The following is a 21559-nucleotide window of genomic DNA, read 5'->3' on the forward strand; positions in this document are numbered from 1 at the left end:
CACGCTAGCCACTGGCATTTTTATCATTTATCCCAATTCAATATCACTTTACCTGATTGCCCCGAACGCATGATATCAAAGCCTTGCTGGAAATCATCGATAGCAAATTGATGAGTAATCATTGGGGTGAGATCTAGGCCAGACTGTACTAACGTTGCCATCTTATACCAAGTTTCAAACATCTCTCGACCGTAGATGCCTTTGATAAAGAGTCCCTTAAAGATCACTTTTCCCCAGTCAATGGCCATTTCAGAAGAGGGAATACCTAATAATGCAATACGACCACCATGATTCATCGTATCTAACATCGTATGAAATGCCGCGGGAGAACCAGAAACCTCTAAAGCAACATCAAAGCCTTCTTGCATACCCAACTCTTTCATCACATCTTGTAGATTTTCTCGCCCGACATTCACGGCTCGAGTAACGCCCATTTTTTTCGCTAAATCCAGTCGATAGTCATTGATGTCAGTGATCACGACATGTCGAGCTCCAACATGTCGGCAGACGGCTGCGGCCATAATACCTATTGGCCCCGCCCCCGAAACCAGCACATCTTCCCCGACTAAATCAAACGATAATGCTGTATGCACTGCGTTGCCAAAAGGATCAAATATCGCGGCAATTTCATCCGGAATATTATCGGGGATTTTAAAGGCATTGAATGCCGGCAGTACAAGGTATTCAGCAAAACAGCCAGGGCGATTCACGCCGACACCTATCGTGTTACGGCATAAATGGGTACGCCCTCCCCGACAATTACGACAATGTCCACAAGTGATATGCCCTTCACCTGAAACGCGGTCACCAATTTTAAAGCCCTTAACCTCCTGTCCTATTTCAACAATTTCCCCAACATATTCATGACCGACGACCATAGGTACAGGAATGGTCTTTTGTGACCACTCATCCCAATTATAGATATGCACATCCGTACCACAGATTGCAGTTTTACGGATTTTAATCATCACATCATTGTGCCCGAGTTCCGGTTTTGGAACATCTGTCATCCATATACCTGGTTCTGCTTTTAATTTGGACAGTGCTTTCATAGAACGGCCTTATTTAGTTACCATTAAGAAATGACATTCAGTTTTTTACCAATACGTGTAAATGCATCAACAACTCGTAAAATATCGTCCTCTGTATGCGCCGCAGACATTTGTGTACGGATACGTGCTTGCCCTTGAGGAACAACAGGATAGAAGAATCCCGTAACATAAATCCCTTCTTCCAGTAGCTCATTCGCAAAAACTTGCGCCAGCGCCGCATCCCCTAACATCACAGGGATAATGGCATGATCCGCGCCAGCAAGGGTGAAACCCGCTTCAGTCATTTTTTCACGAAATAGTGTCGCGTTGTGCCATAACCGCTCACGTAGCTCATCACCCTCACTCATCATATCGATGACTTTAATCGAGGCTGCAACGATGGCGGGTGCTAATGAGTTGGAAAATAAGTAGGGACGAGAGCGTTGGCGTAACCACTCAACGACTTCTTTTTTTGCCGCGGTATAGCCGCCAGAAGCCCCGCCAAGTGCTTTCCCCAGCGTCCCTGTAATAATGTCTACTCGCCCCATCACATCACAATATTCATGGGTGCCTCGACCATTTTTACCAACAAAACCAACAGCATGGGAGTCATCTACCATGACAAGTGCTTGGAATTCATCAGCGAGGTCACAGATAGCTTTCAGATCAGCAATCACGCCATCCATTGAGAACACACCATCTGTCGCAATCAAGATATGGCGTGCCCCCGATGCTTTAGCTTCCTCTAGACAACGTCGTAGTTCCGCCATGTTATTATTAGAATAACGATAGCGTTTTGCCTTACACAGGCGTATTCCATCGATGATGGATGCGTGGTTTAACGCATCGGAAATGACAGCGTCTTCAGGGCCTAATAAGGTTTCAAACAATCCCCCATTCGCATCGAAACAAGAGGAATAGAGAATGGCATCCTCCATACCTAAGAAATCGGCTAATTTTTTCTCAAGTTGTTTATGACTATCTTGTGTTCCACAAATAAAGCGGACGGATGCCATACCGAAACCGTGGCTATCCATCCCCTGCTTTGCCGCTTCGATAAGTTCAGGATGATTAGCTAAGCCAAGGTAATTATTCGCACAAAAATTGATAACGTGTTGACCACCAACGATTTCAATGTCAGAACCTTGTGATGACGTTATTATCCGTTCATGCTTGAATAAACCTTCGGATTCCGTTTGCACTAATTGTTCTTTAATCTGCTGATAAAATAACTCTGACATAACTTATTCCTGTTATAATTCAATTTTTAGAGTTTAATCATAGATACTAGAACTCGCGACAGCTACAGCATAAATAAATCAAGTTTGTAGCCAAGATCACGCTCATTAGCCTATAAAAAATGTCACTTCTAGAATGTTTGTCTATTCGTTATGGTGTCGTCAGCGCAGAGAAATGCTATACTCGTCATACTTCAAGTTGCAGCGTTGTTGACTTCATTCATTCACACGAGTCGCATACTTATATATGCGCCTAGCGACCCATTCACTTATCGCCTAGCTGCACCTCGAAACATTTAGAGTAAATTATGGATAGATTCATGTTCCATATGTCATTAACCACTTGAGGTACACCCGATGATCATTGTCACTGGCGGAGCTGGTTTTATTGGTAGCAATATTGTAAAAGCATTAAACGATGCAGGTCGTACAGATATCCTAGTCGTAGATAACCTGAAAGATGGAACTAAATTCGCCAATCTTGTTGACCTCGATATTGCTGATTATATTGATAAAGAAGATTTTATTGCCGGTATTATGGCTGGTGATGACTTTGGTGATATCGATGTGGTCTTCCATGAAGGTGCTTGCTCATCCACGACAGAGTGGGATGGTAAGTATATGATGGATAACAATTACCAATATTCAAAAGAGTTACTGCACTTTTGTCTAGAGCGTGAAATTCCTTTCCTTTATGCTTCCTCCGCAGCCACTTATGGCGGCCGCAGTGATAACTTCATCGAAGAACGTGAGTTTGAGAAACCACTTAATGTTTATGGTTACTCTAAGTTCCTGTTTGACCAATATGTACGTGAAATTTTACCTGAAGCACAATCACAGGTCTGTGGCTTTCGCTATTTCAACGTATATGGCCCCCGTGAAAACCATAAAGGCAGCATGGCAAGTGTTGCCTTCCATCTAAATAAACAGATTAATGAAGGGCAGCAACCAAAACTCTTTGAAGGTAGCGATGGTTTTCGCCGTGACTTTATTTATGTTGGTGATGTGGCAGCCGTTAATTTATGGTTCTGGCAGAATAATGTTTCTGGGATCTTTAACTGTGGAACAGGCCGTGCGGAATCATTCCAAGCGGTGGCAGATGCCGTAACACACTTCCATAATGACAAAAATGTTGCTATTGAATACATTGAATTCCCAGAAAAACTCAAAGGCCGCTATCAGAGCTTCACACAAGCGGATATGACTAAATTACGTGCGGCTGGCTACAAAGCCCCCTTCAAAACGGTTGCTGAAGGTGTTGCCGAATATATGCAATGGCTGAATAAAGAAGACTAATACATACTTTATGAAAATATTGGTGATCGGCCCCTCTTGGGTAGGGGATATGATGATGTCACAGAGCCTATATCGCACAATCAAGGCTCAATATCCTCAAGCACAAATTGATGTGATGGCTCCGCAATGGTGCCGTCCACTATTAGCCAAAATGCCCGAGGTCAATGCAGCCATCCCAATGCCATTAGGTCATGGTACGCTCGCTATCGGTGAGCGTCGCCAGCTTGGTCTTAGTCTACGCCATAATGGTTATGACCAAGCGATTGTTCTCCCTAATTCCTTTAAATCTGCGCTCGTGCCTTTCTTTGCTAAAATTGCTAAACGGACCGGCTGGCGTGGTGAGATGCGTTATGGATTACTCAATGACCTACGTATATTAGATAAGAGCGCATTTCCATTAATGGTACAGCGCTATGTAGCATTGGCTTATGATAAGCACACTATTCATAGTGCAGCAGATATTTCTGAGCCTATTTTGTGGCCCAAACTTGTCGTTAACGAACAAGAAGTTACCGATGCGATGAATGTTTTTAGCATCGATACAACGCGCCCCATCATTGGCTTTTGCCCCGGCGCCGAATTTGGCCCGGCAAAACGCTGGCCCCATTATCATTATGCCGCCCTCGCTGAACAACTGATCAGTGAAAAAGGCTATCAAGTTCTCTTATTTGGCTCACAAAAAGATCATGATGTAGGCGAAGAAATTCGCGCAAGCCTAACAGACAGTGCCAACGAACATTGCAGTAACCTTGCGGGAAAAACATCTTTAGAGCAAGCTGTCAGCCTTATTGCCAGTTGCCAAGCGGTTATTAGTAATGATTCCGGATTAATGCATATCGCCGCTGCATTAGGTAAACCACTTGTCGCACTCTATGGCCCGAGTAGCCCCGATTTTACACCTCCACTATCCCATCAAGCAGAAGTGATTCGTTTAATCAGTGGCTACCATAAAGTCCGTAAAGGTGATGGGGAAAGTGGCTATCACCAAAGCTTAATTGATATTCAACCGCAATTAGTGATTGAGGCATTAGCGCGATTACACATAGGTGTCGATTAATGCGTGTACTGTTAGTTAAAACCTCATCGATGGGCGATGTTTTACACTCCCTACCGGCATTAACGGATGCACAACTGGCCTTCCCAGAGATTCAATTTGACTGGGTAGTAGAAGAAGGCTTTGCCCAGATCCCAACATGGCACAGCGCCGTTCATCAAGTGATCCCTGTCGCCATTCGTCGTTGGCGTAAGAATTGGTTCTCTGCGCCAATCCGAGCCGAACGTGCTCAATTTCGCCAGCAGCTTACCACGACGCATTATGATGCCATTATTGATGCACAAGGCTTATTAAAAAGCGCATTTCTGGTCACTCGCCTCGCAGATGGTCCGAAACATGGCTATGATCGCCATAGTATTCGGGAACCAATTGCCAGTTTTTTTTACGACTATAAATATCAAATCAGTAAGCAACAACACGCAGTAGAGCGTATTCGCCAACTATTTGCCGCAAGCCTTGGCTATGATTGCCCCAACACACAAGGTGACTACGCAATCGCTCAACATTTTTTACATGCACCGACGGTCACAACAGATGATTACGTCGTATTTTTGCATTCAACGACCCGTGATGATAAACACTGGCCTGAAAGCCACTGGCGGGAACTTATTGCATTAATGGCGGAAAGTGGTTTAAGAATAAAGCTGCCATGGGGTGCTGAACATGAACGCCAAAGAGCATTACGCCTCGCGGATGGATTTAATTTTGTCGACGTTTTGCCTAAATTAACCTTAGCGGAAGTGGCTCTACAGATTGCTAATGCGAAGGCGGTCGTCTCTGTTGATACAGGTCTTAGCCATTTAACCGCGGCCTTAGATAAACCAAATTTCACCCTATTCGGCCCAACAGACCCTGGGTTAATTGGTGGTTATGGTTTAGAACAGCATGAAATTAAATCCGTGGATGGTACTATGAGTTCAATAAAACCTAATGAAGTATTTGAAAAATTGAAATCTAGAGTCTCATGATTTATATATCACTGATTGATTATAACTAAATTTTATACTATGACGGGCTAGCCACATTTTATGAAAGAATCAATAACAATAGTAACTGCTTTTTTTGATATTGGCAGAGGAAACTGGAATAGAGCAAATGGCCGTTCTAGATCTTTAGAGCGTACAAATAATACTTATTTAAAGTATTTCCGCAGATTAGCTAAGCTCGAAAATAAAATGGTCATTTTTACGTCCTCAGAATTTAAGGAAAAAATTCTTGCTCTGAGGAAAGATAAACCAACCCATATAATCACAATTGATCTTCAGAAAAAATTTAAATTTATCCTCAAAAAAATAGACAAAATACAAAACAGTGACTCATTTAAATCGTTAATCCAACCTAAACTCTTACGCTGCCCTGAGTATTGGTCGCCTGAATATGTTTTGATCAACAATATAAAGTCTTTTTTTGTTAAAAAAGCCATTGATGAAAACCTTGTTGATAGTGACTTAGTTGCATGGGTTGATTTTGGTTATATTCGTAATAATTCAATACGTTATGGTATAACTGAATGGAATCATCCTTTCGATAAAAATAAAGTTCATCTTTTCACTATCAAAAATACTTTAGATCTTACGGATGAAAAAGCCGTGTTAGAAACTATCTTAAATAATGACCCACATATTATTGGTGGAGTATTGGTTGCTAGTAAAGAAAAATGGCCTGAATTTTATAAGCTTATATTCAAAACGCAAAAAGACTTTTTAGCTTCAGGTATGATTGATGATGATCAAGGAATCTACATAACATGCGTAAGCAAAAACCCTGATCTCTTCCAACTAAATTACTTGGGATATATGAACTGGTTAAACGTGTTTAAATTATTCCATGATGGCTCAAAATCAAATAATTTAATCCGTTTAGGTATTAAGTTAAAGATAATTAAATAATTGTTCATGTAACGCCTTGTTAGACGAGGCGTTACATTCAATCTACTTTTCAGGAGCGATAAAGCCAAAACACATGGTTTCAGGTTCGGCATCCGGCTCAGAGCGGTAAATAACATCTTCTTTTTCTATCCTGAACTGTGGCCAATATTTACGAACTTTATCAAAGTTTTCATGAGCACAGTCATCATACTTACGCCCCAATAAGATAGCACCATGCTGGCGAATTTCTTCTTCGGTAATGCCACGGTTATACACATTTGGCGGCATATGATGCTCAAGAGTCCAAGGCTGGATCACATGTGGTCTATCTTTAGCATAAATAATAAACCATTGGTGTAAGTTATCTTCCCCTCCAACATATTTTAAGGGAACCCCATAACGTTGATACCAACGCTCTTCACCTTCTGCAATCAGCGTTTTTACACCAATAAACTTTTGGCCTGCCCCTCGGATATTTGCGGCCTGCACAATACAGTAGCCTAACAAAACAACGACACCAAAAATGGCTAAGCCAATGAGTGGTTTTCTTAACGACTTCGTTGGCATAACCGTTATCGAACCAATAAATAACGGAGCACAGGCCGCCATAAAGGGTTGTAGCCACTCAGTAATACGACCACCATCATGGAAGGAAAACCAACCATAAATAACGATAAGAGGGAAAAGGACTAAAAAATTTGCCATTCGATTCGCCAGAGTTTTTGGCCAACCTAATTTCCCACCGCAACAATACAAAATAATTGCCGCAATAATTAAAGGATAAAATACGCTTAACGCGGCTTGGGTCGTATGTAAATTAAAACCTGGGTCGATCTGTGAATCTACCCACTTAAAGGCAGAAAAATCACTGGCCATTAGCCAAAAGAAGTTAGGTAGTACAATGGCGAACCAAAGGGCTATCGCTAAATAGAAAACAGGATAGCGATAACTTTGACGAACTTGCTTAACGGATAACGTCAAGAGAAATACTGAGCCTACAAGTGATAACGTGGAGTATTTACCCATTGTCGCTAACCCAGCACATAGCGCGAATAACAGCCACCATGTTGGGTTTTCATAAACAGCACGTAGGAAGAAATAGATTATCCAAGCCCAGAAAGTGACTAAAATATAGTTATCATTATAAGGGATGATATCAAAATTAATGACACCCGATAAATTCAACATGAGCATCGCGAACCACGCTAAATCACGACGTTCTGTTAAATAATAGGCTAATTTCCAAACGCCTAATAAACCGAAGGCAATACCGACAAAATGAATAAAGTACCAATAAAAGCTGTAGGATATACCTAAGTGGATAGCTGGCCACATAAGTGCACCAACAAACCAAGGATTTTTAGGTGATCCCCACTCCCCATTCATCCCCCAGTTAACGGCCTCTACCGTATCATAAGGTACAGTGGGGTCTAAATAGAAACTGGCTAAAATCCATGCAACCGCATAGCCAATGACCCATAAATAAACATATTTGTTTGATGTTGATTGATTGATTGTTGGCATACTGTCTTAAATAATCAAGTAAAGGTACTCACCATCTATTCAGCCCTTTTATAACTTACAGAAACATAAGGCGAATAGTCGTAATGAAAATTAAACGGCAGATTCTACTATAGTTTATAGTGAATAATAAGAAGAGTAGACAAATAGTCATTATCTATTGTCGTTTTATTCAAGTTAAAAAATTCTGAATTAAAGATAATGACTAAAATTATTGTTCTCTAGGAGGTAAATAAGGCTGTAACAGCTTGAGCAACCGTTGTAATGCGCCTTGATTTTCATGCAATACTTCTGCTGCATGACGCCCATAATACAAACGATAATCTTCGTCTGATAAAAGACTTGTCACGGCTTGTGTCATCGAATCACTGTCAGTCACCGTGATTAGGCCATCCGCTTGCTTTAACTTTCCACAAATATCTTTAAAGTTAAATGTATGTGGCCCCATTAATACAGGTAATGCATGAGCGGCTGCCTCAAGGGGATTATGTCCACCGGTTTCCACAAGGCTGCCACCGACAAACGCCAAATCCGCAATTCCATACAGCAACATCAATTCGCCCATCGTATCGCCGATCACGACTTGTGTCTCTGCGGTAGGAACAATCCCCTCACTGCGCCGGATGAATTTTAGTCCTGCTTTACGTGTCAACTCTTCCGCTTTGCTAAAACGTTCAGGATGACGAGGCACTAAAATTAATAATAAATCAGGGAACTGGGTAAGTAGCTGTTGATGGGCATCTAAAACAATGGCTTCCTCACCTTCGTGAGTACTCGTTGCGATCCAAACGGGCCGATGTGCTGCCCATTGCCGACGCAATGTGACTGCACGAACAGCAAGTTCCGGTGTCACCGAAATATCAAACTTCAAGCTACCCGTCACATTCAATTGCACCCGTCTTAAACCAAGCTTAATGAAGCGTTCCCCATCTTCTTGATGTTGTGCTGCTACCATCGTGACATTCCGCAACATACGCTTCACGAAACTACCCAGTTTTTGGTAACCCGCGGCAGAACGTTCTGATAACCGTGCATTAGCAATCACTAATGGAATTTGTCGGCGATTAAGCTGATTAATCATATTAGGCCATAATTCCGTTTCCATAATGATGACCAGCTTAGGATCAACGTGGTTGAGGAAACGGCGCATCGAGCCAGGAAGGTCATAAGGGAGATAAACATGATAAACATCATCACCAAATGCGGATACCACACGTTCAGAACCCGTTGGGGTCATCGTTGTCACTGTTATTGGTAATGATGGGTAGTGATGTCGTAGTGCTCTTACTAAAGGCACAGCAGCAAGTGTTTCACCAACAGAGACGGAATGTAACAGAATACCACCTGGCGCAACTTTACCGGCGCAAAAGCCGTAGCGTTCTCCCCAGCGTTTACGATACGCGGGAGCCTTGCGACCTCGCACTAATAGACGAATCCAAATGAGTGGTTGGATAAGATAAAGCAGTACCTGATATAAACGCAATAACATTCGATCTGATTCACTTACTAAAATTGGCGCTATCTTAACATAAACCTTTTATGAAAGTGTGCAGAATATGCACCTAAAAATAGACTTGAAATTAACTTAAGCGGCTATTCGTGAGTTGCAACTCCCCTTAATAGTCGATAATGTTGATGATATGCACATATTACTTAATTTAAATTTACATAAATAAGTATTAATAAACAACGAGATAACAATTTATGAAACACAAAGCGATTTACCCTGGCACCTTTGACCCCATAACATCAGGCCATATTGATATTGTTTCTCGTGCAGCAGCAATGTTTGACCATGTGTTACTCGCCATCGCCAATAGCCAACGCAAAAGCCCTATGTTTACCCTTGAAGAACGCGTGGAACTTGCGCAAAACGTTACCGCACATTTAGATAACGTAGAAGTCGTTGGCTTCTCAGAGCTCATGGCTAACTTCGCACAAAAGCATGGTGCCAACATCTTGATCCGTGGCGTTCGCTCAGTCGCTGATTTCGAATATGAATGGCAACTCGCCAATATGAACCGCCATTTTGTGCCTGAATTAGAAACGGTATTTCTACTTCCTTCACAAAGCTTGTCATTCGTTTCATCATCACTGATCAAAGATGTTGCTCTTCATGATGGTGATATCTCTTCTTTCCTACCACCACTCGTTGCAGAAGCGATGCTAAAAAAACTCAATAAAATTTAAATTATTTTTGGCATTGAGGGCAATAAAAAGTACTGCGTTGACCTTGTTTGATACTCATAATCGGCGTCCCGCACATCAAACAAGGTTCCCCTTTTTTACCATAAACAAATAATTCTTGGGCAAAGTAACCAGGCTTACCATCAGACTGTAAAAAGTCTTTCAACGTTGTTCCACCTTGTTCAATGGAACGCCGCAATACTTTCTTAATTTGTGTAACCAAACCCTCTGATTGCTCAAGCGTTAATGTATTCGTGATTTTTTCTGGCGAAATACCTGCCGCAAATAGCGCTTCATTCGCATAAATATTCCCCACCCCGACGACCACCTTGTTATCCATCAGCCAAGGCTTGATAGCAATTTTTCGTTTTGCTGCCTGCTCAAATAAATATTGAGCATTAAACTCATCCGAAAGAGGTTCAGGCCCTAAATGTGCCAAGACAGAGCTCGTCGCAAGGTCGTCACACCATAACCAAGCCCCGAAGCGTCTCGGGTCGGTATAACGCAAAACCTTGCCATCCTTTAATACTAAATCAATATGGTCATGCTTTTCTTCAGGCAACTCTTCTAACAAAATGCGTAAGCTGCCCGACATACCGAGATGAATGATTATCCAACCTTGTTGTAGTTCAATTAATAGATATTTCGCACGCCTTTGAACACTTAAAATAACCTCATCAGATAAACTTTTGATCTGTTCTGAAACAGGCCAACGTAAACGGCCATTACGCACTACGGCATATTGGATAATATTACCGACGAGATGAGGCTCTATGCCTCTGCGGCTGGTTTCAACCTCGGGTAGCTCTGGCATGAATAGATCCTTAAACAGCGATATGATTAATATAAAAATCAAAATACCTTAAACGAACTGACCATGTTAACCCACTGATCAACTGGACATTCAAGTATATGATAAATACAATTCGCCTATTAGCAATCAAAGATCCGTTATCTAACACAATATCGTCACTTTTGATCACCGACAAAAATCTGACAGCAATCGATAGGCAAACTTGTGAATATAAAAAACTATATTATTAGTCAATTTCCTTTTTTATTAGTTTCCCTTGTCATATTGGGTATGTTTACAAATGATACTCAAGGCGTGTTAAATATTTCTGCTGTCTTACTCTTTCTCTATACTGTCTATACCATTATTAAAAATAAAATAAATATCAAAGATGACCTTATTCAGTTAGTTAGAGGACGAAAAGTATTCTTTTTATTTAGCTTATGGTGTATTTTATGCGCGATATTTTTTACTTACTCTCAATTTACACTAGAAGCGCTGAAAGAATTTTTCAATGACTGGCGCTATGTCATTATCATTACGTTATTTTTAATCGCATTCAGAAATAACGAATCAAAATCAATAAAAACAATAAGTTATGCCTTGATTGCTACTTTGGCATTTACTCTTTTTATATCTCCAATATTAAAACAATTTAAAGATAGTGACTTACCTCTATTTTTACAGCTTAGGTATGGTTTTGCTCACTATACAACATTGCTTTTTCCATTTACCTTCGCTGCCTTATTTATTTTTAAAAATAATCTATTAAAAGTAGCAATGTTTATTTTATCCATTTTTGCATTTTGTTTTTTACTTTATACTGGTAGTCGTGGAGGCGTACTTGCTGTAGTTATTGAAACATTAATTATTTTATTTTTGTTTTCTCAAAGTATTAAAAAATTTACTTTATACATTGTTATTTTTGCCATTGCCTCTTTAAGTGTTACAACCATCGCTTATACCACCATTCCTCAAGTAAAAAATAAGATAAACCAAACTCTAGACGCAAAAAACATTTCATCAGGTAGAGACAAAATTGTGATGACACGTTTCCCTATTTTTATGAATCAAACTAAAAATATTCTATTTGGTGTTGGGTATGGTTCTGTCTCTTACAACCAGTATCTGAATGATAATAATGCAGAAAGATTTCGTGGTGGCGGAAAATTTTCACAACGCAAAAATGAATATGTACATAATAATGATGACCCATTTTTCTTAAACATCTTATATAATGTAGGTTTAGGTGGGTTGCTGTTATTTATTATTGCTTATGTTATTAACTTAAAAGATTTAATGAGAAATATAAAATCGCAAAAAAATATTTTAAATGTGGGTATCTTTGCCTCCTCTATTGGCTATTTTTTAATCTACTGCCTCTTTGAATTTATATTTTTAGATATTTTCTTCCTATACAATATTTTCGTTGCTATCTTAATTAACCAAAAGCGCATCCATTAGTCATATTCATGCTGACAATGTCAGCATGATATCAATGAAATATTTTCTTGTTTATATATTCAACTGTTGCTAATAAAAATTGAAAAAACTTTCTATTTTTTCTTAGATGTGATTTTTTGCGAGATAATTGCTTGTAATTTTCGGCTTTGAGTAAGGGAATATTCTTCCAAGGCGAATTCTGTCGTGCAATATCAAAAAACTGATACTCTTTATAGAAAATAGCCCATTCATGAAATGGCTTAGTTAAACCAACAAAGTGAATAAAAACAACATCATTTGGTATATTATTAGTGCTTCTTTTGCTAGTAATATACCAATCTAAAGAAAACATAAAGTTGAAATTTTCACTTATATTAACCAGTTTATCATTTAATAAAATATTCAATGCATCCTGATCTGGATGAGTAAAATTATTATTTTTTACTAATTCAATAACTCTGTTGGGTATGTCTGCTTTCACCATTTCCTGAATCGACATATATAAAAACCCAGAGTTAAAGTATTTGCTCATATCCATAGGCAACTGTTTCTTTTCACTGCAAAATTTATCTTTTACAGCATAAAGGTAAACATGCTCATTAAATTCTAATGTTTTTAGATATTCGAGATTGCCTTTACAAATAATATCCGCATCTAAATACAATAATTTATCGATTGATTGAGACAGATAATCAATAATCAATAATCTAAAGTAGATGGCGTGGCTCCAAGCAGGTGATGGCAATGGTAAGCGTCTAAATTCTTGGATGTCGATCAGATAAACCGTGATTTTATGGTAACTATTTGCAATTAACTGCTGAAAAAGATTCTCGTCAACTAAGCTATCAACTAAAATATGGAAATGAAAATGCGTCTCTTTATTGTTAAGGAGTATCGAAGAGATTGATGTACCAACACCGTAGAGGAACTTTTCATCAACCCCATAAGCAATATGAAAATACGCTTTATCACCATCACTAGCTTTGCTACCACTTATTTCAACTAGAGATTTGATCATTTCATGGCTTAACATTTTGTTGACCTTACTGAATATTATTATTCGATACTTAGTTTATGATAAAGAAACAGTTTTTATCTTTAGCTCCAATATAATCACTTTAGAACATATAAAAACTCTATCATAGCCTAATATCTATTCATAATAATCTGAAAAATATGCTAAAAATATCAATAACTGTAACTAATTGAATATGTTACTAAATTCAACATTCTGTTGGAAACCATCTTAACTCAATATAAATATAGAGTAAGCAAGATTTGCGCCAATACAATATATTAATAACGTATGCTCAGAACTTATGCAAAAATTATTTATACCACTTATCAATAACACTTCTCAATTCGTTTTTCACAATTTCCCATGTAAAATTGTCATAGGCATACTGCTTTGCAGCATCGGCTATTTGACTTCTATTATCATGATTTAAAGCATTATTAATATCATCCGCCATGCTAGCGGCTGATAATGGTTCACGAAATATAAAACCCGTTTCATTGTGCTTAATAAATTCAATCATTGCCCCTCTTTGGCTCGCAATGACTGAACATCCAGATGCCATAGCTTCAAGTGCAACCATACAAAATGATTCATCTGCAATAGATGGAACCGCAACAAGATCAGCAATAGAGTAATAGTGCCTCATTTTTTCAGGGTGTATTCCTCCTAGAAGGATACATTGTTCACCTAACTGATGAGCATAATTTTTTACTTCATCTTGAAATTCTGCATGTTCTCCCTTTGATGCAGCATTAATATCTCCAACAATCACTAACTTATAGTTAGCTCTATCTTTAAATAAAATGCTGCAAGCTTTCATTAACTCAAGCACCCCCTTATCCCGAGTAATTCTGCCAGCGAAAAGAATAACATTATCATTTTTATTCAAACCAATATCTTCTCGTTTAATGTCTGATGGTAAAGAATAAATATCACCATCAAAGCCATTTCGGACTACTTCAATGGAAGCTTCGGGTAAACGTTCTCGAAACCAATTATGAGTGAAATGACTCGGAACAATGATTTTAATATTAGCAGGTACATTTTGTGGTTCAAAACAGTTATGCATGTGGAGTATAACGTTTTTATGCCCTTCTTTTTTAATTATTTTTTTAAATAACTTAATATTGTTATGAACAATAATGATACTTTCATCACTATTAGTCGCAAACTTGCGTTTTATTTTTACAATACGATCTGCATATGAATAAGGGTCTAGCCTAGTCCATTTTTTAAAAAGCCTAGTATAGATTTTGCCAAATTTTATTCTTTCAATTGAACATTTCTCGTTGACTTCTGAATAATGAGAATATCCCTCATTTTGAATACATACGATACGATTTTCTATTTCTAACTTTTTTGCAACATGATATATCCACGACTCAACTGCCGCCGCACTTTTCGGTGGAATAGAGTAAATAGGAGTTACTGTGAAAACTATTTTATTAATCATATTAGTATCTTTTGCTCCTAAACATTTTCATAAATAAATATTGGCTCCCTGATAAAAAACCCTTAATAAACCTTCCTTGTTTTAATAAGTGTTTATACTCTTTTTTTCTTTCAACAAATTTAGTTGCAGGTTTTAAGTCATTCGTTGTCCAAGGCGATTGCATCAAAGCCTTATAAAAAGGTTGGGAAGCGGGATAATTTGCCCATGTGTGCCAAGGTTTACTCACACCTGTGTAATGAATTAGGACTGTTTCAGGTGTAATAACCTGTTGATATTTCTGGTGAGTTGAGTCATATAATTCATTTTTTAGTGTATAAACAGTATTAAATCTTTGGCTAAGTAGTTCTAAGTCATCTCTTAAAATAAGGTTTAACACATCTTGATCAGGATATTTATATCGTTGCTTAGCATTTTCTGCTGATAACAACTCAAAACATTGTTGGGTAATCTGCTTTTCATGCCATTTTTTTAAGTTGACAAACATGACACCAGAATTGAAGTAAGTCTTTGCTAGTGAAGGCGCATGAAGCCTTGTTTCACTTTTCGTTCTTACACCGATATCATCAGCAACGACACCACAGACTTTGTCTTTGATTAAATTAGTCGTTAAATCTAAGATACCATTACACATAACATCCGCGTCTAAATAGAGAGCAAAATCATAATCACTCGACAGATAATCCAAGGCAACTAACCGAAAGTACATCGCTGATGACCAAACATCAGAAGCGGGAAGTATTTTCAGTAATTTGTTATCTAATTCATAAACATGAAATTCCACTTGAAACTGACTTGCAATAACTTTAAGTTTCTCTAGAAAATCAGAGCTAACTTTATCTAGAAAATAATGGAATCTAAAAAATGTGGTTGGATTATTTATGAGTAAAGACATCGCTGAAACCCCGGCTCCAAACTGATAGTTTTCATCAGAACCATAAATAACATCTAAGCATGATAACAAGGTATTATCAGCTTTACTCACTTCGCCGAGCACATATTTATTTGTTATAAGATTATTCATAGCGCTTTCTCTTATTCTTTGTTGAACTGTGCCCCATCATAGCAATTAAAAAACCTAAAAGAACACCTAATGGTTTTAGATCCACTTGCTCAAACATCCCTCGAACCAAATAAAAGCTAATGAGGCTCATTAATAACGCTATAAATGCAAAATAGCTTTTTGATTCGTTGACTGTACTTTTGATTTCCTTGAATAAGGAAAAACACATCGACAAAAAAACCGCACTAAAAGCAATCAGCCCTGAGATACCTACACCAAACCAAATATATAGCCAGATATTATGAGGCCCCAATGACTTCTTAAATACCCAATCCGGTTTTTCTAGTACAACACTATTATATTTATCAATGTATGTTTTATCACCAAATCCATATCCAATAATTGGATTCTCTAAAATTAACTCAAGTGCTGTTCCCTGTGTACCATTTTTATATCGATAAGTACTATCAGTTTGTTCAAGCTTATAAAATAGAGTTTTAGTCATATCTGGGTAGATTGATTTTAATGAGGTCAATGAAATTAACGAGATACATAGTATCGAACCAATCAATTTCCATGGACGTTTAAAACATAAAAATAATAAACCTGCCATAGCCACAGCAACCCACCCACCTCGGGAAAGAGTTCCTAACAAAACAAATAAAAATACAACACTTAGTATATAAAAATAAATCAGCTTAGATTTAGGCAATAGGTACCAAAGGATCGGAATTATAGGAAAGTAAAAAACCAAGGCATCTGAAACATTCCTAAAGTTGTAGGTTGTAAATGGTAAAATACCATTCTGATAAGCCTCATAGTACCGATATAGTTCAATAAGTAAAACAAACACTAATGATGCAGAAAAACTAGTCAATAGTAAATTTGAAATCGTTTTTATATTTTCTTTGTAGAGAAGAATCGGTAATAAAAGAGATAGGCTAAGTACCCCATAATTCAAGAAGTTATTATTAATCGCTCTCATTGATACATCAGGCATGCTTGAGTAACTTATTGAAATATAAAAAACCAATGAAAACAACACGACTAAGTATAAAAGTTTATTATTTAATCTTTTTAGCACCCTTCTTGTATCTAATGATAAATATACCAAAGATGTAGCTATCATTAGATAGAATAGTACATGTTTATACCTAGTAACATTGTCCACAAAAAAAAGCACAACAAACATAAAGATTAAAGCTTTATTATACTTCGAAAGAGTATTCTGATTTCTTTCTAAAAAAGGCATAATTTACCTAATAATTAATTACTTAATTTAGCCCAAAAGTATTGAATGCTATTTTTGATTCCAGAAAATAATTTACCCTGGTTAAACATATGCTTAGCACTATAACGCAAATGGTTGCTACTTTTTGCTTTTAGCAGTGGAATATCCTTCCATGGCGAAGATTTTTTGGCCTCAATAAATGGCTGTGCAGTCGCATAGTTCGCCCACTCATGCCATGGTTTAGTCGGACCAATATAATGAATTAATATCGTATTATCTGTTATTGGGTTCTCTTTTTTATCTTTTTGCAGCTCATAGTTTAGGCTATATTGTGTATTATACTTTCCATCAAGATAAATAACTTTGCCTGTTAGTAATATATTAAGAATATCCTGATCTAAATAGGATATTTTTGCTTTTATCTCTTCTTGAGATAATAATTCCATCGCTTTAGCCGAAATATCTAGTCGAGACCAGTTTATCAGATTGATTAGTAAAAACCCTGCGTTAAAATACCCAGTGGAAATATTAGGGACCCCTAAAGCATCAGCTCTTTTCTGCCACCAAACAGCATCTCTTTCAGGTACAACAGCAGCAACTTGATCATCGCTAAACTTAATATCTAACAATTCATTTAATGAACCCTGACATATAATATCTGCATCCATGTAAATCATACGTTCTAATTGATTTGAAAAATAATCTGCGATAATAAATCGAAAATAGGTTGCATATGACCAATTTTTAGTACTTGGTAATGACTTTAGTTGCTCACAGTCAACTAGGTAAATGATAATACTAGTATTATACTGGCTTGCGAGTTGTTTAAATAAACCTTTCCATTCATCGTCAAAATAATCAGTAAAAATATGGAAGACAAAATGCATATCCGAATTATTTTTTAATATCGATGCAATAGAGATCCCACATCCATACAAGAAGTTACGGTCTATACCATAAGAGATATGTAAGCGAGTACTAGAGTGTTCCTCACCAGAAGAAGATAGATTTATCTGTTTAGTTACTGCATTTTGTTTATCAAAAAACATATTCTTTTTACTCTCTTTTTAGGAGAATGTTACAATGACTTTCTAATTGTACGCTCTTGGATTTTTTTTGCTTTGCTTCCCGCTTTGAGTATCAAAGCCTGTTCTTCTTTTAAAATATCTCGTAAAGGCAAATCAAAGTAAACCTTCATAAAACGGAAAATATCTCTGCTTGTTAGGCCGATATTTAATGAAGAAAAGTATAACCCAATAAGGTCTTTATCACGCCAACGCATTGGAACCTTTTTTCTGAGTTGTGCTCGATGTAAATCTATCACCGAGATTTTCAAGTCCTGCTCTTCACCTGAAAAAGGCAAGTGTAGTAAAAAATGGCAAATATAACAGTCGCGGTGATTTATACCAACGGCGTGCATTTTACGTACCATTTGAGCAACACGGCGAATAATCAATTGTTTGACTGTAAAATCAGGCGCTAGGCTTGACCAATTGGCACAGTAATCTTCCAAACTGATCGTTGGCGTTAAATCTTTCGTAATAATAAAGGAATGTCGACGTAGCGGGTTCATCCCCTTTTGCCCAAATGCACGACCATCCATCGTATCCACACCCGCTTTTGTTAGCCGATGTATCGCGTTCCATTCCCTATCAGCACCCAATACTGGTAACCTTAATGAAAACAGGTTTTTTAACACCTCTTTTAAACTTGTACCATAATGGATTTTGATAAAATAGCTCTCTCCACCAAGCTCAAAGCGCAATGTTTTGCGGCTTTCTAGCTGACGAAACACCTCACCTTCTAACTGCTCAGTTTCCACAAAAGGATCTTTATTTTTCCATAGCTCACTAAAAGGTGTTTTAAGTTCAATCATCTAGATGTCCTAAAATAATATCAGCCGCTTTTTCAGGTAAACTATATAAGTCCTCTGTATCCGCAAAATGCCGCGCCTTTTCTGCCCAATTTTTTAATTGTTGTTTATTTTGCAGACTTTCTGAAAGCGCGGAATCTAACGTTTTTTGCTCAAATGGTTCACGGATCACCATGCCGCATTGAGCATCAGCAATAAATGAGGCATAACCACAAACTTCCGTAACAATAATAGGTAAACCTGCTGTTATAGCCTCCAGTAACACAATACCCGCGGCTTCTTGGTATGCTGGATGCATTAAAATATCTGCCGCTGCCATTAGCTCAGCAACGTCATTACGCCCACTAAAAAAGGAGACTTGTTGACCTATGCCCAGTGTATTGGCTAGACGCTGATATTTTTCAGGTTTATCCTGCCCAACAACCATTAATCGCGTATTTTTCTTAATCTCTTCAGGCAATGCAGCCATTGCTCTTAAGGTTCTATCGACTCCTTTACGCTTAAAGTCGGAACCAACCTGCAATAACAAATACGCTGACGGAGGTATCTGATTTTTTTCTCGATAAATTTGCCGTGCATTGGGGATCTGCTTATCGTATTTTCTATCTTGCGCAATACCCGGCGGTAGCATATAAAAACGCGATGCTTCTGTAGCATAATGTTTTTTAAAATGTGCAATTTGATGAGGAGTCAGCATTAATAATTTGGTAGGTTTTCCTACTTGAAATACGGCCTTTTCAAACGTTGCATAATGCTTATAACGGGGAGTTAGCCTATAAAAAAAACCTTTTTCATTAGCGACTTTTTCTGCATAACAAACGTCCGCCGCATAATATACATCTAGGCCAGGCATTTTATTGAAACCAATAATACGGTCTACTGGATATTGTTTGATATGAGCGTGCACCCACTCACAATATTGTGCATTACGTCCATGATTGGTTTTCGATGTGACTGGTACAATCATAATTTCAAAACCAGCAGGTTTCTCACCATGCCAAGATTGAGTATAAACGCGGATATGATGCCCTCTTGCCTGACACGCTAACGCAATACGTAAGAAATCACGTTGTAAACCACCAAACGGAAAATACTTGTACAGACAAAATGCCAAAATCATATTAGAACCTTGTCATTATTGAACGAATATTCATCGGCAACATTTTTTCTGTTGCCTTGATAACGTCAGATGCAGGAATGATAGAAAGGTATTTTTTATTTCTATCGAGTTTCTCGCGTGGTGGCATAGCTTCATAGTCACCCGCCCAGAATTGCACTACGTTTTCACTCCACGGACGCCAGAATACATGGTTGGTTGCACCGAACAAACAAACTATGGGTGTTTTGACCGCTGCTGCAATGTGCATTGGGGCAGAATCTACACCGATAAATAACGCAGAGTGGGCAATGAGTGCACCAAGTTCAGGAAATGTCGTTTTACCCGCCAACTCAGTGATGGGCCTAGTGTGGCAATGGGATGCAATATTTTCAACACAATCAAGGTCATCTTGACTTGGCCCAGAAGTCAATACCACTTGGTAACCACGGGATTGCAACGCATCAATGACTTCCGCAAATTTTTCATCATCCCAACACTTAAATATCTGCCGTGCCGTTGGCTGAATGACGACATAGCTGCTATGAACACCAAGTTCCAATAGCTGCTGATCGATCTTTTTCCAATCTTGCTCTGCATATGACATCGTTAAATCTGTTTTAAGGTTATTGATTTTTAACGGTTCAAGAACAGAAAGATTGTTCATAACAACGTGTTCACCGTGAGGTGCAGTCAAATGAGTAAAGCTATTATGCCAAAACGTCGACTCTCGATGAGCAAATTTATGTGAAATTTTTACCTGAGCAGGGATAGCCCGCACAAGCACTGATATCATCCATTGGTCTGCAAGATTTACAACCAAATCATACTTATTACGACGTAATTTTAATAACAAATTGACAAAGTTACAGGCTTTACTGAGCCCATTAGCCTTCTTACCTTTAATTCCATACAAGGCATGGATTTCCCTATTTTCAGACAAAATAGGGATCGTATCTTGATAAAGTAACACGTCAATCTCGGCATCAGGATAGTTTTGCTTTAATGTACTGATCACAGGCGTAGTCAGTAGCATATCCCCATGAAACCGCATCTTGATAACAAGAATTTTTTTAAACTGTTTTTTCACCAGACACTCTTAATGATATCTATACGCAAAATGACATAGTTCTTTGACAAAAACTAACACTATTAATTCAATCAAGAACGAACATGTTACTACTTTAGGAATAATCGATATAGCCTTGAATGCGTATAAGTATAGTTTTTTGATTTTGAAAATAAAAAACCCAGCCAAAGCTGGGTTTTTTAATAAGAAAACAAAAATTATTTAATTTTCGCTTCTTTGTAGATCACATGCTTACGAACAACTGGATCGAATTTTTTCATTTCCAGTTTTTCAGGCATAGTGCGCTTGTTCTTCGTCGTGGTATAGAAGTGACCAGTACCTTCAGAAGAAACCAGCTTGATTTTCTCGCGAATACCTTTAGCCATTT

20 protein-coding genes are annotated in these 21559 nt (G+C 38.0%); 6 read left to right on the plus strand and 14 right to left on the minus strand.

The features are described from left to right. Positions 1-23 precede the first annotated feature (23 nt). On the minus strand, positions 24-1052 hold the full coding sequence (gene tdh, locus P2E05_RS19695; RefSeq protein ID WP_154624177.1) for an L-threonine 3-dehydrogenase: 1029 nt from the start codon (positions 1050-1052) through the stop codon (positions 24-26). Between the two features lie 23 nt (positions 1053-1075). Further along, complete coding sequence (locus P2E05_RS19700; RefSeq protein WP_154624178.1) at positions 1076-2272, minus strand: glycine C-acetyltransferase; 1197 nt, start codon at positions 2270-2272, stop codon at positions 1076-1078. Between the two features lie 354 nt (positions 2273-2626). Between P2E05_RS19700 and rfaD the strand changes: the two genes are divergently transcribed. Genes rfaD through yibB form a run of 4 tightly spaced genes read left to right on the plus strand, consistent with a single transcriptional unit; the run spans position 2627 to position 6508 of the window. Further along, positions 2627-3565 (plus strand): ADP-glyceromanno-heptose 6-epimerase, encoded by a 939-nt coding sequence (gene rfaD / locus P2E05_RS19705; protein WP_154624179.1) that lies wholly within the window; start codon positions 2627-2629, stop codon positions 3563-3565. 10 nt (positions 3566-3575) lie between these two features. Continuing rightward, a complete protein-coding gene (gene rfaF, locus P2E05_RS19710) occupies positions 3576-4622 on the plus strand; it encodes an ADP-heptose--LPS heptosyltransferase RfaF (RefSeq protein WP_272658041.1) in 1047 nt (348 codons plus the stop codon). After that, on the plus strand, positions 4622-5587 hold the full coding sequence (gene rfaC / locus P2E05_RS19715) for a lipopolysaccharide heptosyltransferase RfaC (RefSeq protein ID WP_272658042.1): 966 nt from the start codon (positions 4622-4624) through the stop codon (positions 5585-5587). Before rfaF ends, rfaC begins: the two co-directional genes overlap by 1 nt. 60 nt (positions 5588-5647) lie before the next feature. Next, entirely contained in the window at positions 5648-6508 is an 861-nt protein-coding gene (gene yibB, locus P2E05_RS19720; RefSeq protein WP_276122962.1) for a protein YibB, read from the plus strand. A gap of 42 nt (positions 6509-6550) precedes the next feature. On the opposite strand, the gene P2E05_RS19725 is transcribed toward yibB, so the two are convergent. Next, positions 6551-8011, minus strand: coding sequence for an ArnT family glycosyltransferase (locus P2E05_RS19725; RefSeq protein WP_272658044.1), 1461 nt, complete (start codon positions 8009-8011; stop codon positions 6551-6553). A gap of 208 nt (positions 8012-8219) precedes the next feature. Next, the gene (gene waaA / locus P2E05_RS19730; protein WP_154624183.1) at positions 8220-9497 is read right to left on the minus strand and encodes a lipid IV(A) 3-deoxy-D-manno-octulosonic acid transferase; all 1278 of its coding nucleotides are present in this window, start codon (positions 9495-9497) and stop codon (positions 8220-8222) included. A 215-nt stretch (positions 9498-9712) separates the two neighbouring features. On the opposite strand from waaA, the gene coaD reads away from it, so the two are divergent. Continuing rightward, a complete protein-coding gene (gene coaD, locus P2E05_RS19735; protein WP_247047210.1) occupies positions 9713-10198 on the plus strand; it encodes a pantetheine-phosphate adenylyltransferase in 486 nt (161 codons plus the stop codon). 1 nt (position 10199) lies between these two features. Here coaD and mutM read toward each other — a convergent pair whose 3' ends face one another. Beyond that, the gene (mutM, locus tag P2E05_RS19740; protein ID WP_196714187.1) at positions 10200-11009 is read right to left on the minus strand and encodes a bifunctional DNA-formamidopyrimidine glycosylase/DNA-(apurinic or apyrimidinic site) lyase; all 810 of its coding nucleotides are present in this window, start codon (positions 11007-11009) and stop codon (positions 10200-10202) included. Positions 11010-11213: 204 nt separating this feature from the next. Between mutM and P2E05_RS19745 the strand changes: the two genes are divergently transcribed. Beyond that, positions 11214-12452, plus strand: coding sequence for an O-antigen ligase family protein (locus P2E05_RS19745; protein ID WP_249999526.1), 1239 nt, complete (start codon positions 11214-11216; stop codon positions 12450-12452). A 31-nt stretch (positions 12453-12483) separates the two neighbouring features. On the opposite strand, the gene P2E05_RS19750 is transcribed toward P2E05_RS19745, so the two are convergent. The 9 genes from P2E05_RS19750 to rpmG all read right to left on the minus strand — a co-directional run bounded on the left by P2E05_RS19750 (position 12484) and on the right by rpmG (position 21557). Beyond that, positions 12484-13464: a glycosyltransferase gene (locus P2E05_RS19750; protein ID WP_272658045.1), complete on the minus strand. Its 981-nt coding sequence runs from the start codon at positions 13462-13464 to the stop codon at positions 12484-12486. A 295-nt stretch (positions 13465-13759) separates the two neighbouring features. Continuing rightward, entirely contained in the window at positions 13760-14902 is a 1143-nt protein-coding gene (locus P2E05_RS19755) for a glycosyltransferase (RefSeq protein ID WP_272658046.1), read from the minus strand. Between the two features lies 1 nt (position 14903). Next, positions 14904-15923 (minus strand): glycosyltransferase family 8 protein, encoded by a 1020-nt coding sequence (locus P2E05_RS19760; protein WP_272658047.1) that lies wholly within the window; start codon positions 15921-15923, stop codon positions 14904-14906. Next, on the minus strand, positions 15916-17154 hold the full coding sequence (gene rfaL / locus P2E05_RS19765) for an O-antigen ligase RfaL (protein WP_272658048.1): 1239 nt from the start codon (positions 17152-17154) through the stop codon (positions 15916-15918). Before rfaL ends, P2E05_RS19760 begins: the two co-directional genes overlap by 8 nt. Before the next feature lie 14 nt (positions 17155-17168). After that, positions 17169-18182 carry a lipopolysaccharide 3-alpha-galactosyltransferase gene (waaO, locus tag P2E05_RS19770; RefSeq protein WP_272658049.1) on the minus strand — a complete coding sequence of 338 codons (1014 nt, stop codon included), beginning with the start codon at positions 18180-18182 and terminating at the stop codon, positions 17169-17171. A 29-nt stretch (positions 18183-18211) separates the two neighbouring features. Next, positions 18212-19009 carry a lipopolysaccharide core heptose(I) kinase RfaP gene (gene rfaP / locus P2E05_RS19775; protein WP_272658050.1) on the minus strand — a complete coding sequence of 266 codons (798 nt, stop codon included), beginning with the start codon at positions 19007-19009 and terminating at the stop codon, positions 18212-18214. Further along, complete coding sequence (locus tag P2E05_RS19780) at positions 19002-20126, minus strand: glycosyltransferase family 4 protein (RefSeq protein ID WP_154622536.1); 1125 nt, start codon at positions 20124-20126, stop codon at positions 19002-19004. The genes rfaP and P2E05_RS19780 overlap by 8 nt, the downstream gene beginning before the upstream one ends. Position 20127: 1 nt before the next feature. After that, positions 20128-21192: a lipopolysaccharide core heptosyltransferase RfaQ gene (rfaQ, locus tag P2E05_RS19785; RefSeq protein WP_247047557.1), complete on the minus strand. Its 1065-nt coding sequence runs from the start codon at positions 21190-21192 to the stop codon at positions 20128-20130. 197 nt (positions 21193-21389) lie between these two features. Next, positions 21390-21557, minus strand: coding sequence for a 50S ribosomal protein L33 (gene rpmG / locus P2E05_RS19790; protein ID WP_004924244.1), 168 nt, complete (start codon positions 21555-21557; stop codon positions 21390-21392). Positions 21558-21559 lie beyond the last annotated feature (2 nt).

Source organism: Providencia stuartii (assembly GCF_029277985.1).
GTDB classification, from domain to species: domain Bacteria; phylum Pseudomonadota; class Gammaproteobacteria; order Enterobacterales; family Enterobacteriaceae; genus Providencia; species Providencia zhejiangensis.

Bases quoted from the DNA above. Each gene is read 5' to 3' on its own strand.
- tdh (WP_154624177.1), bottom strand. From the start codon at position 1,052: ATGAAAGCACTGTCCAAATTAAAAGCAGAACCAGGTATATGGATGACA.
- P2E05_RS19700 (WP_154624178.1), bottom strand. From the start codon at position 2,272: ATGTCAGAGTTATTTTATCAGCAGATTAAAGAACAATTAGTGCAAACG.
- rfaD (WP_154624179.1), top strand. From the start codon at position 2,627: ATGATCATTGTCACTGGCGGAGCTGGTTTTATTGGTAGCAATATTGTA.
- rfaF (WP_272658041.1), top strand. From the start codon at position 3,576: ATGAAAATATTGGTGATCGGCCCCTCTTGGGTAGGGGATATGATGATG.
- rfaC (WP_272658042.1), top strand. From the start codon at position 4,622: ATGCGTGTACTGTTAGTTAAAACCTCATCGATGGGCGATGTTTTACAC.
- yibB (WP_276122962.1), top strand. From the start codon at position 5,648: ATGAAAGAATCAATAACAATAGTAACTGCTTTTTTTGATATTGGCAGA.
- P2E05_RS19725 (WP_272658044.1), bottom strand. From the start codon at position 8,011: ATGCCAACAATCAATCAATCAACATCAAACAAATATGTTTATTTATGG.
- waaA (WP_154624183.1), bottom strand. From the start codon at position 9,497: ATGTTATTGCGTTTATATCAGGTACTGCTTTATCTTATCCAACCACTC.
- coaD (WP_247047210.1), top strand. From the start codon at position 9,713: ATGAAACACAAAGCGATTTACCCTGGCACCTTTGACCCCATAACATCA.
- mutM (WP_196714187.1), bottom strand. From the start codon at position 11,009: ATGCCAGAGCTACCCGAGGTTGAAACCAGCCGCAGAGGCATAGAGCCT.
- P2E05_RS19750 (WP_272658045.1), bottom strand. From the start codon at position 13,464: ATGTTAAGCCATGAAATGATCAAATCTCTAGTTGAAATAAGTGGTAGC.
- P2E05_RS19755 (WP_272658046.1), bottom strand. From the start codon at position 14,902: ATGATTAATAAAATAGTTTTCACAGTAACTCCTATTTACTCTATTCCA.
- P2E05_RS19760 (WP_272658047.1), bottom strand. From the start codon at position 15,923: ATGAATAATCTTATAACAAATAAATATGTGCTCGGCGAAGTGAGTAAA.
- rfaL (WP_272658048.1), bottom strand. From the start codon at position 17,154: ATGCCTTTTTTAGAAAGAAATCAGAATACTCTTTCGAAGTATAATAAA.
- waaO (WP_272658049.1), bottom strand. From the start codon at position 18,182: ATGTTTTTTGATAAACAAAATGCAGTAACTAAACAGATAAATCTATCT.
- rfaP (WP_272658050.1), bottom strand. From the start codon at position 19,009: ATGATTGAACTTAAAACACCTTTTAGTGAGCTATGGAAAAATAAAGAT.
- P2E05_RS19780 (WP_154622536.1), bottom strand. From the start codon at position 20,126: ATGATTTTGGCATTTTGTCTGTACAAGTATTTTCCGTTTGGTGGTTTA.
- rpmG (WP_004924244.1), bottom strand. From the start codon at position 21,557: ATGGCTAAAGGTATTCGCGAGAAAATCAAGCTGGTTTCTTCTGAAGGT.